The organism is Salana multivorans (assembly GCF_003751805.1).
In the GTDB taxonomy this organism is placed as follows: Bacteria; Actinomycetota; Actinomycetes; order Actinomycetales; family Beutenbergiaceae; genus Salana; species Salana multivorans.
The window spans coordinates 776,333-789,656 of sequence record NZ_RKHQ01000001.1; the positions used below are offsets into that span (position 1 = coordinate 776,333).

A 13,324-nucleotide genomic window follows, 5' to 3' on the forward strand; every position below is an offset into this window, starting at 1 on the left:
GGGTGGTGCTGGGGTGCTGCGGCGGGGTGGTGCCGGCCGGTGCCGCCGGGACGGGTCGGACGGACCGCTCGTGCCGCCGGTGGGCCGCTAGAGAGCCGGCGTCGGGGTCACCGCGGGGTGGAGCACGTCGATCGGCTCGGGTGCGGCCACGGCCACCGGCCGCAACTCTACGATCCCCCGGGCGTCCAGATCGAGCCCCTCGGCGAGTCTGCTGCGCAGGACGACGCGGGGCCCGGCGCCCGTCTCGCTCGCCGCGGCGTTCCACGCCTCGAAGAAGCTCCCGCCCGGGCCGAGCTGGGCCCGATAGGTTGCCGGGTCGGAGTCGTCGAGCACGAGCGCCGGGCCAGGACCGGTCGTCGGGACGAGCTCGTCGCGACGCTCGGCCAGCTCGGCGAAGCGGCGTCCCGTCGGCTTGACCTCGCCGTCGCTGGTGAGCAGGCCGAGGTCGTACTCGAGCGGCGGGAAGTCGGCCAGCGAGCCGGCGACGTCGTGGGAGCACCACCAGGTGATGCCCCACAGCCCGGGGACGGTCGCCGCGTTCCGCACGGTGCGCTCGACGAACTCGGGCGCGTCGTCGACCGGGACGACGTTGGTCGGCGCCCCGACCTCCTGCAGCCACAGCCGACGGTCCGGGTCGCGGTGCCAGGCCGCCGAGAGCCGCAGGAGGTACTCGGCGTGCCGGACCGAGCCGGAGCCGAGCGGGCCGTGGCGCTGGGCCGCCCCGTTGAACACCCACGAGTGGGTGACGGTGAGGTCGCCCAGCTCGGCGGCGTGGTCGGGCAGGAACGGCTGGCGGTCGTCGTACCAGGACGCGTCGTACATCGAGTGCGTGACGCCGGCCGCCGGAGCGGCCCCGCCCAGCCCCTCCCGCGCGGCCCCGATCATGGCGTCGAGCCAGTGCGTGACCTGCGCGGGAGCGGCCTCGTGCGGGTGCGGGTGAGGTCGCGCGGCGAACTGGTTGACCTCGTTGCCCACCGAGACCCCGAGCAGGTTGGGCGCGTCCGCGACGCTGGAGCTCACGGCCCGGACGTAGTCGGCGAGGGAGCCGACCACGTCCGGGGACGTGAACATGTTCCGGTCGTGCCAGGTCGCGAGCCAGCTCGGCAGGAAGTCGAAGCTGGACAGGTGCCCCTGGATCGCGTCAACCTCCACGTCGAGGCCCGCCTCGCCCGCGAGGTCGACCACCTCGCGGATCTCCCGCAGGGCCGCCGACCGCACGAGCGTGCGGTTGGGCTGGACGATCGGCCACAGCGGGAAGATCCGCACGTGATCGAGGCCGAGTCCGGCGATCTGGGCGAAGTCGCGCGCGATCGCCGCGTGGTCGAGATCGAGCCACGAGTGGAACCACCCCTGGGACGGGGTGTAGTTGACGCCGAACCTCATCCCTTGACGCCGCCTTCCTCGACGCCCATGAAGAAGTAGCGCTGGAGGGAGGCGAACAGGATGGCGATCGGGATGAACGCGACCATCGTGCCGGCGGCGATGATCCGCTGGTTGGTGGAGAACGTCCCGGCGAGGTACTGCAGCCCGATGGTGAGGGTGAACCGGTCCGGCGTCGTCAGCACGATGAGGGGCCACAGGAAGTCGTCCCACGCGCCGATGAACGCGAAGATCGCGATGACGGCCATCGTGCCGCGCACGGCGGGCAGGTGGATGTCCTTGAGCCGGCTCCACACCGTCGCGCCGTCGACGACGGCCGCCTCGTCGATCTCCTTGGGGATGATCCGGAAGGCGTTCCACATGAGGAGCACGTTGAGCGCCCCGACCATGCCCGGCAGGGCGACGCCGAGGAGCTGGTCGGCGAGACCGAGGTTCTTGATCGTCACGAACTGGGCGATGATCGTCGCCTCGCCCGGGAGGATGAGGACGCCCATGAAGCAGGCGATCACGAAGCCCTTCCCGGCGAACTTCATCCGCGCGACCGCGAAGCCAGCCATCGTGGTGAAGACCACGTTGCCGCCCACCGCGAGCGCGGCCACCAGGAGCGAGTTCCCGATGTACTTCCAGACCGGGATCGCGTCCCACACCGCGATGTAGTTGTCGATGGTCGGCTGGGAGGGGATGAGCGAGAGGCTCGCGGAGTAGATGTCCTCCAGCGGTCCCTTGAGCGAGGTCGAGAACTGCCAGAGGAACGGTCCCACCGCCACGACGAGCATGACGACGAGGAAGACGTACCGGAGGACCTTCTCCCCCGTGGAGACCGAGTCGAAGCTCAGGCTCTTCCGCTTGCGCTTGGGGTCGCCGACCGCCCTGGTCTCCAGGAGGTCGACCTCGAGGGCCTTGTCTGCCGTCGGGACGCTCATGAGTCCTGCCTCCTGTTGTAGATGGCGATGGCCCCCATCGGGACGAGGGTGACGAGGAAGAGGACGATCGACAGTGCCGCGGCGTAGCCGAGGTTGCCCTCGAACCCGCCGGAGTACCGCTGGATCAGCATGACGAGCGTCATCGCCTCGCCGCCGGCCCCACCGGTCCCGCCGGTGAGGACGTAGATCTCGGAGAACACCCGCAGCGCCGCGACGCAGATGAGCATCGCGATGAGCGTCATCGTGCTGCGCACGCCGGGGACGGTCACGGCGAAGAACCGGCGGACCGCGTTGGCGCCGTCCATCGAGGCCGCCTCGTGCAGGTCCTTGCCGATGTTCCCGAGCGCGGCCAGGTAGATGATCATGTAGTAGCCCAGCCCCTTCCACACGGTCACCGCGACCGCGCTCAGGATGATGAGCCAGCGCTCGGTCAGGAACGGCAGCGGCTCGGAGATGACCCTCATCGACTGCAGGATCGTGTTGAAGATCCCTCGGTCGTTGAGCAGCCAGGTCCAGATGAGGCCGACGACGACGGCCGATGCGATGACGGGCGTGTAGTAGGCCACGCGGAAGAACGCGATCCCTCGCAGCGGCTTCTCGACGAGGACCGCGAGCAGCAGCGGGAGCAGCGTCAGCAGCGGCAGGCAGACCACCATGAAGAAGAGGCTGTTGAACAGCGCCCGGCCGAGCTGGGGGTCGTCGAGCAGACGGGTGAAGTTGGCCCCGCCGACCCAGCTGAAGCTCCCGCCGAGCGGCTTCGCGTTGGTGAAGGAGAGGCGGATCGTGTTGAGCGAGGGCCAGATCGTGAAGACGAACAGCCACAGGAGCGCGGGCGCCACGAGCACCCACGGCGCATACCAGCGATGTGCTTTCATCGGTTTCTCCGTCGAGTGGTGGCCCTGCGGTGACCGCGCGACGCGGTCACCGCAGGACGGTCACGACGTGCTCAGGCCTGGTCCGCGAGCATCTGGTTGATCTCCTTCTGCGCCGCATCGAGCGCGTCGGCGGCCGGGATGTCGCCGCGCATCGCGAGCGAGATCTGCTGGCGAAGGATCGTGCCCATCGACGAGTTGAACTGCACCGGGATGAGCGCCTTCGCGCGGCTCAGCGACTCGAACGCGAGAACCTTGGCGTCACCGTTCACCGTGCCGTCCGACTCCGAGAAGTACGGGTCGTCCGCCGAGGCGATCGTGGACGGGAAGACGCTCACGATCTTGCCGAAGGCGTTCTGGTTGTCGGCGTTGGTGACGAACTGCGCGAAGGCGCGGGCCGTCGCGATGTTCTTGCTCTGGGCCGAGACGCCGACGCCCTGGACGTAGAGCGAGGGGACGTCGAGCGCCGCGTTGATGGCGATCTTGCCCTCCAGGCTGGGGTTGTCCTTGGTGAAGTTCGCGTACGCCGGGGCACCACCCGTCGACCACGCGACCTGGCCCTGGGTGAACATCGTCGAGTTGCCCAGGTAGTCGTCGTTCAGGACCGAGTTCGGCAGCAGGCCCTCCTGGTACGCCGTGACGTAGCGCTCGACGATCTCAGCGGCCTCCGGCGTGGCGAACGTGAACTCGGTGCCCTCGGCGTTGATGACCTCGATGCCGGCGCGGGCGAAGTCCTCGACCCCCGGCGCGCGGCTCATGAGGTAGCTGTCCGTGCAGTTCTCGCTGTAGGTCTTCGCCTGGTCGAAGAGCTCGGCGTCGGTCGTCGGCAGCTTTGCCGGGTCGAGGCCGCACGCGGTCATGAGCTCGGTGTTCCAGTAGTTGATGTCCGTGTTGAGGTACCACGGGTAGGCCCACGTGCCGTCGAGGCCCGGGAACTGGTAGGCCTCGATACCGCCGGCCACGTAGACGTCGCCCATGCCGGGGTCCGACTCGGCCAGGTTGTCGAGCATGTCGACCTTCGCGAGCGGCAGGGCGAAGTCGGGGGGCAGGTTGATGACGTCGGGCAGCGAGTTCGACGCGGCCTGGGTGAGGACCTTCTGGTCGTACCCGTCACCCGGCTGGTCCTGGAGCGTCACCTTCGCCCCCGGGTGGGCCTCCTCGAACGCCGCGATGACGCCGTCGAGGTAGTCCTGGAAGGTCGGGGTGAGCGACCAGGTCTGGAACGTGATCGACCCGGTGATCTCGCCGTCACCGCCGCCGTCGCCGCCGGACGTGGAGCCGCCACCGCCGCCGCCGTCGCCGCACGCGGCCATTCCGAGCGCGAGGCCCGCGGCAGCGAGCACGGCGACGCCGCGTCCGATCCGCGTGCGAGCAGCCTGCGTCTGCACCATCTCAAACTCCTTCGTTTGTGGCGCCGGACCCGCGGATCTACCCGTAGGACTGACGCGCTTCAGTTGAGGTGACGCCCGACCCACCAACGGTAGTGAGTCGGCCGCTGCGTCGGGACGTTAGCGAACTTAACCGCGTAAGTCGAGACCCCGGTTGACCGAAACCGCCCGTTCGGTGGAACCGTGACCGAAGCGTTATCGTCGGGACGTGGGGAAGGCCGCGCGAGTGACCAGTGCCGACGTCGCGCATCGCGCCGGCGTCTCGACCAGCGCCGTCTCCTACGCCTTCAACGGACGACCCGGGATCTCGGACGAGACGCGGGCCCGCATCCACGCCGCGGCCAAGGAGCTGGGCTGGCGCCCGAACTCCGCGGCGCGCGCGCTGACCGGGGCGCGGGCCGGGCTCGTCGGGCTCGTCATCAAGCGACCGGCGCGCTCGCTCGGCACCGAGGCGTTCTACGCGGACCTGATCGCCGGGCTCCAGGCCGGGCTGCAGGAGCAGCACGTCGCGCTCTCGCTGCTCGTGGCCTCCGACCTGGAGGACGAGCTCGCGATCTACCGCGAGTGGACCCGCGACCGGCGCGTCGACGGCGTCGTGCTCACCGACCCCCGCCAGGGCGATGCGCGCCTCGACCTGCTCGCCGCCCTCGGGCTGCCGGCCGTCGTGCTCGGCAACCACCCCTCGCCGCCCGGCCAGGCGCCGACGGTCTGGATCGACGACGGCGCCGTCACCACGTCGCTGCTGGAGTACCTGTGGGCGCTCGGTCACCGGCGCATCGCGCGGGTCTCGGGGCCTGAGAAGTACGAGCACACGCTGCGCCGGACCAACGCGATGGCCGCGTTCCTCGCCGAGCGCGACGCTGCGCCCGCCGAGGTGATCGCGACCGACTACTCCGAGTCGGAGGGCGCCCACGCGGCGCGCTACCTGCTCTCGCGCCCGGCGCCGCCGACCGCCGTGGTGTTCGACTCCGACGTGCTCGCCGTCGCCGGGCTCGGGGTGGCGCAGGAGATGGGGGTCCGCGTGCCGCGGGACCTGTCGATCGCGTCGTTCGACGACTCGGCCATGGCGCGGCTGGTCCGCCCGCGGCTCACGACGATGAGCCGCGACACCGTCGAGTTCGGCGAGCGGGCGGCCCGGCTGCTGCTGCGCCAGCTCGACGCCGACGGGCCGGTGGCGTCGGAGCCCGGGCCGGTCGTGACGCTCTCGGTCCGCGACTCGACGGCCCCGCCGGCGGCGCGCTGAGGTCGGACGGTTCGGGTGCGGGTCCGGTGTGCTGTGCGGCCGACGCGGCGCGGCCGTGGCCACCGCCACCGCCGTGACCACGTCCGGACCGGATCGAACCCGGGACCCGGCCCCACCGTGGCCACCGCCTCCCCGGTGACCACGCCACAACCGGCTCGCACCCGGGACCCGGCCCCACGGTGACCACCGCCACCCCGGTGCCCGCGCCACAACCGGATCACACCCGACACCCGGCCCCACGGTGGCCACCGCGGCAGGGTCGATAGCGCCACAGCGACCGATCCAGGGTCACGACGCCCATGTCCACACCCAGACCGGGTCACACCCGGGACCCGGCCCCACCGGGGCCACCGCCACCCCGGTGACCACACCAGAACCGGATCACACCAGGGACCCGGCCCCACGGTGGCCACCGCGGCAGGGTCGATAGCGCCACAGCAACCACTCCGAGGCCACGGCGCCCATGTCCACACCCAGACCGGGTCACACCCGGGACCCGGCCCCACCGTGGCCACCGCCACCCCGGTGACCACACCAGAACCGGGTCACACCAGGGACCCGGCCCCACGGTGGCCACCGCGGGCGCAGGGTCGACAGCGCCACAGCAACCAGTCCAGGGTCACGGCGCCCGTGTCCACACCCAGACCGGGTCGCACCCGGGACCCGGCCCCACCGGGGCCATCGCGGGCGCGGGGGCCACGCCCGGACGGGGTCGGAGGCCAACTGCGGGCCCCAGCGGGCCGCGGTCTGGGCCGCCTCAGGGGGTCGGGAGCATCCAGCGCTCGGGGCCGGCGCTGCGACGCGCGGCGCGGGCGCGCTCCGACTGCTCCGCCAGCAGGTCGGCGGCCACGGCCGGGTCGACGTGCGGCAGCGTCGGCTCCAGGTCGCCCGAGCTGTGGGCGTGGAACGACACGAGCCGCAGCCGACGCTCGAGCGGCCCCTGGGAGATGCCGAGCGACTGCGTCCGCTCGTGCGGGACCAGATCGAGCTGACGGTAGATCCGACCCCGCCGGATCGCCAGCAGCGACGGCACGACCCGGAAGCCGTTGCGACGCCAGGCCAGCGGGTCGACCCACCGGGCGCGACGCGGCGAGATGGTCCAGCCGTCGTCGGAGCCGCTGCCCACCATGCCCGTGACGAGGGTCTGCGCATCGTCGTCGGTGATCCCCGGCAGCGCGAGGCGCACGACCCGCAGCACCTCCTCCCGGCCGCCGACGGGCAGCAGCACGTCGGGGAGCACCGCCGACGCGTCGCCGGACTCGCTCCCCGTCCCGCCGGTCGCCAGCGACAGCGAGACGCGCCACCAGCCGCGCGTGCGCCACAGCGGCCCCTGGGAGATGCCGATGCCCTGGATCCGGCCCGGCGGAATGGTCTGCGCCCGCGTCTCGAGCAGCCCGGACCTGACCCGCAGCCCGTCCGGCGAGACCGCGAGCCGGAAGCCGAACTCGCGCGAGAACCGGGACCACAGGTAGGACAGGACGCCGAGCAGACCGAACAGCCAGCCGAACAGGAACTCCGTGCTCCGCAGCGAGATCGCGAAGCCCGTCAGGACGCCGGCGAACACGACGAACGCGAGCGTCAGTCCGTTGAGGGCGAGCGAGCCGACGAGCCGGCCCGGCGGAACCGACAGCACCTCGCGCTCCGGGGCCTCCGGCGCCAGCGCGACGCGGACGGGCGCCTCGCGCCCGCCGGCAGCGAGCCTCCTCGCTCCCGCGCCGCCCGACGCCCCCGCGGCGACCAGGTCGTCATCGCCGAGGCCGCCAGCGCTGCCGTCGCCACCGTCCTCGGGACCGCCGCCGTCACCACCGTCGCCGAGGTCGTCCGCCACGGGGACCGAGACGTCGAGCCCCGCGGCGCGCGCGAGGATCTCGTTCCGCACGGCCCGGGCCTCGTCGTGGGTCAGGTAGGCGAGCCGCAGGTTGGCCTCCGCCCCGCCCGCCGACTCGATCGTGATCGCGGCGAAGCCGAACAGCCGACCGAGGATCGGCTGCGTCACCTCGACGGCCTGGATCCGCGTGAGCCGCGAGGCGCGCTCCCGCCGGAACAGGACACCGCTGCGCATGAGGACCGCGTCGTCGGTGATCGCGTAGGACAGCCGCCGCCACGCGACGTAGGAGTAGGCGAGCGAGATCAGGATGCCGACCGCGATCCCGGCCGCGACCAGGCCCACCAGCGTGAGGCCGGGCAGCGGCGCGCGGGCGAGGTCGTCGGCCACCTGGAACAGCACGATCGCGAAGAGCGCGGCCGCGAACTTCCACGCCGTGAGCAGCGGCGTGATCCGGTGGACGCGCCGCCACTGCGGCTCGCCCGCCCCGGTCGGCATCGCTGGGTCGGTCGAGTCGACCGACTCGCCCGCGCCGTTCGGTCCGGCCGCTCCGGGTGCCGTCGCCGGTTTGCCGGGCTCGGGCTCCCGCCGGCTCACAGCCCCGCCAGTCGTGCCTCGCCGAGCTGCGTCAGCCGGTCCTTCACGCGCGCGGCCTCGGCCTCCGGCAGCCCGGGGATGGTCGCGTCCGTGCTCGCCGACGCCGTGTGGAGCTTGACCTCGGCGATCCCGAGCTTGCGCGTGAGCGGACCCGAGGACACGTCCGTGAACTGCATCCGGCCGTACGGCACGGCGACCAGCGAGCGGAACATGACGCCCCGGCGGACCAGCAGGTCGTCCTCCCGCTCGGCGTACCCGTACGCGCGCACCTGTCGCGGCACGAGCCAGGCGATCCAGGCGCCAAGGAGGGCGAGGACGGCGGCGGCGCTCCACACCCACCCACCGAAGATCACGCCGAGCACGACCGCGCCGACGAACGGGATGCCGAGCCAGATCGCACCCGTGACGTAGCGGGCGGTGGTCAGCTTCGGGGACACCCGGTTCCACGTGACGCCGCTGGGCGCGAACGGGTCCTCCGAGCCGCCCGGCGGGGCTGGTTCGTTGCTCATCGCTCCATCGTGCCAGGCGCGGCCGACATCTCAGGCGGCGGTGCCGGGCGGAGCCGTCGGGTCGTCGTCGTCCGTCACCTCGCACCAGTGCTGGACCAGGAGGGCGACGACGACGAGGCCGACGGCGAGCGCCGCCGTGACGGCCCCGACGACGACGTCCGACCGCGCCGCGGCGGCGCCGAGCTGGTCGAGCAGCGCCACGACCTGGGCGAGGCCGGCGCCGACCATCGCGGCGCCGACGAACGCGCCCGACACCGCGAGCGCGGCCACCCGGGACGCGGCGATCGCATCCATCGACGACTTCCCCGCGACGAACGAGCGCACGCGCCAGCCGAGCACGAGCAGGACGAGGGCGAACGCCCCGACCAGCACGGGGATGATCGCCGGCGGCGGCAGCACGATGCCGCTGGACTGCAGCCAGCGCAGCGCGAGGAGGACGACGACGAACGCGCTCACCGCCGTCCCGGCGAGGGGAAGCGCTCGCGCCTTGATCATCGCCGGTTCACCCCGGTGACCGCGCGGCTCACTCGAGCCAGTCGAGGGCGAGCCACTTGACGTCGCCGGCATCGGGGGCCGTCTGGGCGAGGACCGACACCGGCCCGCCCCCGAGCCCGGGGAGGACCGCGGCTGGCTGGAGCTGTGCCCACGGGGCGAGGACGGCCGCGCTCTGGTGCGCGCCGGGGAGCGGGAGGGTGACGCCGTTGAACTCGCCGACCATCCCCTCGATGCTCAGCACCTCGACCTCCGCCTGTCGGCCGACGACGGCGTCCTGGCACATCGCCTCGAGCTCCAGCGGCGGCTGGGTCGTGCTGATCGCGACGATGGCCGTGTAGAGCTCGCCGCCGCCGCGCACGGTCCGCGCGAGGGGCGAGACGTCGGTGACCGTGATCGCCGAGGCCGCCCGGAGCGCCCCGACGACACCGGCGAGCTGCTGCTTGCCGTCCGAGACGGTCGAGGACAGGACGAGCAGCCCCGGCAGCGGCGCGCTGCGCGAGGGTCGCCGCACGGGAGCGGCGACGGTCTGGACGGGCACCTCGCCGAGGTGCGCCTGGTTGACGGCGTCCACCTCGAGATCGGCGTCGATCGCGTCGAGATCGTCCTGCGCCGCCTCGGCCTCGTCGTCGGTGGCCTCGTCGTCGGCCGCGAGCGCCTGGTCGGGGGTCGGCTCGGCGGCCTCGTCCGCCTCGGGCGGGATGTCCTGCGACGCCTCCGTGACCCGCGCCCACGCCGGCGGGGCGGCCTGCGCCCCGAGGCCGGCGTCCGCGGGAACGCCGAGCGCCGGCGGGACGAGCGGTGGGACGACGAGCTCGGCGTCGGGCTCGACGGCGAGCGCCGCGTGCTGCGCCGACGCGCTCACGGCGGGCTCGGCGGCGATCTCCTCGTCGGCCTCGGTCGCCAGGCGATCCGCCTCGTCGTGCTCGTCGAGCCGCTCCGCGTCCTGGATGCCCTCGACGTCGGAGGCGCTCGCCTCGTCGGCCTGCGCGACCTCCGCGAGGTGACCGACGGCGACGTCGTCACCCTCCGCGTCGTCCGCCTCGGCCGCCTCGCCGACGGCGCGCCCGGTCGCCGCGCCGACGGCGTGATCGATCTCGGCGAAGTCGTCCTGCGCCGCCTCGGCGTCGTCGTCGAACGCCTCGTCGTCGGCCTCGACCGTCCGGTCCGGCGTCGGGACGCCCGCGGCGGCCGCCTCGTGGTGCGCCGCCTCGCTCACCCGCGGCCACGCCGGGACGGGGACGGGGGGCGCCGTCGGCTCGGGGATCCAGTCGGCGGCCGGCGACGCGGCGACGGGGGCGGCGGCAGCGACGACGGGGGCAACGGCCGGCGCGATGGCCGGCAGGGCGGCGGCGACGGCCGGCGGCTCGGCGACCGGCTCCGGCGCGTCAGCCGGCCGCGGCTCGGGCGCGAGGACCGGCTCCGGCGCCTCGCGCTCGGGAGCCGCCGCGGTGACCGCGCCCACCCCGACCGCACCAGCACCAGCACCAGCACCCTCGGACACCGGCACGACGACCGCCGACGGCGCCGTGGCCCCCGCGCGCTCGATCGACACCTCGACGGCCTGGACGGGCACGCCGAGCGAGGCCTCCGGCCGGTTGAGCAGCACGACGACCCGGGCGAGAGCGCCGTCCGTCGCGTGCACCGCCGCGGCGATCCGGTCGGCGCGCTCGGCGAGCGAGGACGTCGGCGCGGCGAGCGCCTCGGCCGCGGCCGAGGCGACGGCGGCCAGGTCCGGCTCGTGGGCCGAGTCGATGACGATGTCGGCGAGGAAGGGCTCGTGGTCGCCCGGCTCACCCAGTGCGCCGCGCCCCGCGAGGCCGAGGATTCGGTAGGTGTCGGTCACAGCGCCAGCCTAGATCGTGGGAGCGGATCCGTGTGGCGGACGCCACACGGGGATCGCCGGATCCCGCCGCCCGTCCGGCGGATCGCCGGGCGGGTGCGGCGGGTGGACCGGCGTCAGTCGAGGTCGACCGGCCCCTCGGCCGAGCCGACCGTGCCACCGGCCGGGATCTCGCCGATCGCCTCGGCGGGGTGCTCGTCCTCGGCGGCCGCGGCCTGGTCCTGGGGCAGCATCTCCGGAGCGCCGGCCGCGATCTCGGCGGGCGTGCGCACCGGCGGGCGGTAGCTCACGTCGCGGCCGGGCACCGACTGCCAGACCGACCGCGGCTCGCGCTTGACGACCGGCTCGAAGATGACCGCGAGCTCCTTCTCGTTGAGCGTCTCCTTCTCGAGGAGCTCCAGCACGAGGGCGTCGAGGACGTCGCGGTACTGCGTGAGCACCTGCCACGCCTCCTCGTGCGCGCCCTCGAGGAGGCGGCGCACCTCCTCGTCGACGATCCCGGCGAGCTCGTCGGAGTAGTCGCGCTGGTGGCCGTAGTCGCGGCCGAGGAAGACCTCGCCGTCGGTCTGACCGAGCCGGACGGTCCCGACGCGCTCGCTCATCCCGAACTGCGTCACCATCTTGCGGGCGATGTTCGTCGCCTTGTCGAAGTCGTTCGACGCGCCCGTCGTCGGGTCCTGGAAGACGAGCTCCTCGGCGACGCGGCCGCCGAGCGCGTAGGCGAGCTGGTCGAGCAGCTCGTTGCGCGTCGTTGAGTACCGGTCCTCGCTCGGCATGACGACGGTGTAGCCCAGCGCGCGGGCGCGCGGCAGGATCGTCACCTTCGTCACGGGGTCGGTGTAGCGCATGGCCGCGGCCACGAGCGCGTGCCCGCCCTCGTGGTAGGCGGTGACCTTGCGCTCCGACTCGTTCATGACGCGGGTGCGCTTCTGCGGGCCGCCCATGACGCGGTCGATGGCCTCGTCGAGCGCGCGGTTGTCGACCAGGTGCGCGTGCGAGCGAGCCGTCAGCAGCGCCGCCTCGTTGAGGACGTTCGCGAGGTCGGCACCGGAGAAGCCGGGCGTGCGCTTCGCGACGGTCGCCAGGTCGACGTCCGACGTCATCGGCTTGCCCTTGGCGTGGACCTGGAGGATGGCGAGGCGCCCCTTGAGGTCGGGGGCCTCGACCGTGATCTGACGGTCGAACCGGCCGGGCCGCAGGAGCGCGGGGTCGAGGATGTCGGGGCGGTTGGTGGCCGCGATCATGATGACCGAGGTGTTCTTCTCGAACCCGTCCATCTCGACGAGGAGCTGGTTGAGCGTCTGCTCGCGCTCGTCGTGCCCGCCGCCGAGGCCGGCGCCGCGCTGGCGCCCGACCGCGTCGATCTCGTCGATGAAGATGATCGCCGGGGAGTTCGCCTTGGCCTGCTCGAACAGGTCGCGGACGCGCGAGGCGCCGACGCCGACGAACATCTCGACGAAGTCCGAGCCGGAGATCGAGAAGAACGGCACGCCCGCCTCGCCGGCCACGGCCTTGGCGAGCAGCGTCTTGCCGGTGCCGGGAGCGCCGTACAGCAGCACGCCCTTCGGGATCTTCGCGCCGAGCGCCTGGTAGCGGGCCGGGTCGGAGAGGAAGTCCTTGATCTCCTGCATCTCCTCGACGGCCTCGTCGACCCCGGCGACGTCCGCGAAGGTGACGTCCGGGTTCTCCTTGTTGACCTGGCGAGCCTTCGACTTGCCGAAGCTCATCATCTTGGAGTTCCCGCCCTGCATGCGGGACATGACGAACCAGAACACGCCGATGACGAGCGCGAGGAACAGGAAGCTCGACAGCAGCGACGACCACCACGGCGTCGAGGGGACGACCGAGTTGTAGCCCTTCGCCGGGTCGGCGGCGGCGACGAGGTCGACCACCTGCTGACCCTGCTGGTCGACGTAGACGAACTGGACGCGCGTGCCGCGGTCCCGGTCGTCGGCGTCCTTGAACGGTTCCGTGAGCGTGAGCTGGACCCGGTTGTAGCCCTCGGTGATCTCGACCTGCTCGACGGTCTTGCCCTGGAGCAGCGCGATCCCCTCGGACGTGTCGACCGTCACGAAACCGCCCGGCCGGATGAGGCTCAGACCGAGGAGGAGGACGGCGATGGGCAGGAGGATCCACAGCAGCGGACCGCGGGCGAACTTCTTGGCATTCATGTGCGGGGTCTCTCCCCCACCCTTCTCGTAGGACACACCAGGGGCGACGCTATACGACCCAGCCGCACGCACCCCGTCCGA

The 13,324-nt window shown here is 72.8% G+C and carries 10 protein-coding genes; 1 reads left to right on the top strand and 9 read right to left on the bottom strand.

Annotated elements, in window-relative coordinates:
• Positions 1-87: 87 nt before the first annotated feature.
• The 4 genes from EDD28_RS03595 to EDD28_RS03610 all read right to left on the bottom strand — a co-directional run bounded on the left by EDD28_RS03595 (position 88) and on the right by EDD28_RS03610 (position 4,566).
• Entirely contained in the window at positions 88-1,383 is a 1,296-nt protein-coding gene (locus tag EDD28_RS03595) for a glycoside hydrolase 5 family protein (protein WP_123738369.1), read from the bottom strand.
• Positions 1,380-2,303, bottom strand: a complete 924-nt coding sequence (locus EDD28_RS03600; RefSeq protein WP_123738370.1) for a carbohydrate ABC transporter permease — start codon at positions 2,301-2,303, stop codon at positions 1,380-1,382. Before EDD28_RS03600 ends, EDD28_RS03595 begins: the two co-directional genes overlap by 4 nt.
• On the bottom strand, positions 2,300-3,178 hold the full coding sequence (locus EDD28_RS03605; protein WP_123738371.1) for a carbohydrate ABC transporter permease: 879 nt from the start codon (positions 3,176-3,178) through the stop codon (positions 2,300-2,302). The genes EDD28_RS03600 and EDD28_RS03605 overlap by 4 nt, the downstream gene beginning before the upstream one ends.
• 71 nt (positions 3,179-3,249) lie before the next feature.
• Positions 3,250-4,566: an extracellular solute-binding protein gene (locus EDD28_RS03610; RefSeq protein WP_123738372.1), complete on the bottom strand. Its 1,317-nt coding sequence runs from the start codon at positions 4,564-4,566 to the stop codon at positions 3,250-3,252.
• A 223-nt stretch (positions 4,567-4,789) separates the two neighbouring features.
• Between EDD28_RS03610 and EDD28_RS03615 the strand changes: the two genes are divergently transcribed.
• Positions 4,790-5,806, top strand: coding sequence for a LacI family DNA-binding transcriptional regulator (locus tag EDD28_RS03615; RefSeq protein ID WP_245967899.1), 1,017 nt, complete (start codon positions 4,790-4,792; stop codon positions 5,804-5,806).
• 757 nt (positions 5,807-6,563) lie between these two features.
• On the opposite strand, the gene EDD28_RS03620 is transcribed toward EDD28_RS03615, so the two are convergent.
• From EDD28_RS03620 to ftsH, 5 genes are all read right to left on the bottom strand, one after another.
• Complete coding sequence (locus EDD28_RS03620) at positions 6,564-8,129, bottom strand: PH domain-containing protein (RefSeq protein WP_148059536.1); 1,566 nt, start codon at positions 8,127-8,129, stop codon at positions 6,564-6,566.
• A 95-nt stretch (positions 8,130-8,224) separates the two neighbouring features.
• On the bottom strand, positions 8,225-8,737 hold the full coding sequence (locus EDD28_RS03625; RefSeq protein WP_123738375.1) for a PH domain-containing protein: 513 nt from the start codon (positions 8,735-8,737) through the stop codon (positions 8,225-8,227).
• 30 nt (positions 8,738-8,767) lie between these two features.
• Positions 8,768-9,232 carry a DUF3180 domain-containing protein gene (locus tag EDD28_RS03630; RefSeq protein WP_170169339.1) on the bottom strand — a complete coding sequence of 155 codons (465 nt, stop codon included), beginning with the start codon at positions 9,230-9,232 and terminating at the stop codon, positions 8,768-8,770.
• A 28-nt stretch (positions 9,233-9,260) separates the two neighbouring features.
• Positions 9,261-11,075 (bottom strand): hypothetical protein, encoded by a 1,815-nt coding sequence (locus tag EDD28_RS03635; RefSeq protein WP_123738377.1) that lies wholly within the window; start codon positions 11,073-11,075, stop codon positions 9,261-9,263.
• A 113-nt stretch (positions 11,076-11,188) separates the two neighbouring features.
• Positions 11,189-13,243 (bottom strand): ATP-dependent zinc metalloprotease FtsH, encoded by a 2,055-nt coding sequence (gene ftsH / locus EDD28_RS03640; RefSeq protein ID WP_123738378.1) that lies wholly within the window; start codon positions 13,241-13,243, stop codon positions 11,189-11,191.
• Between the last annotated feature and the right edge of the window lie 81 nt (positions 13,244-13,324).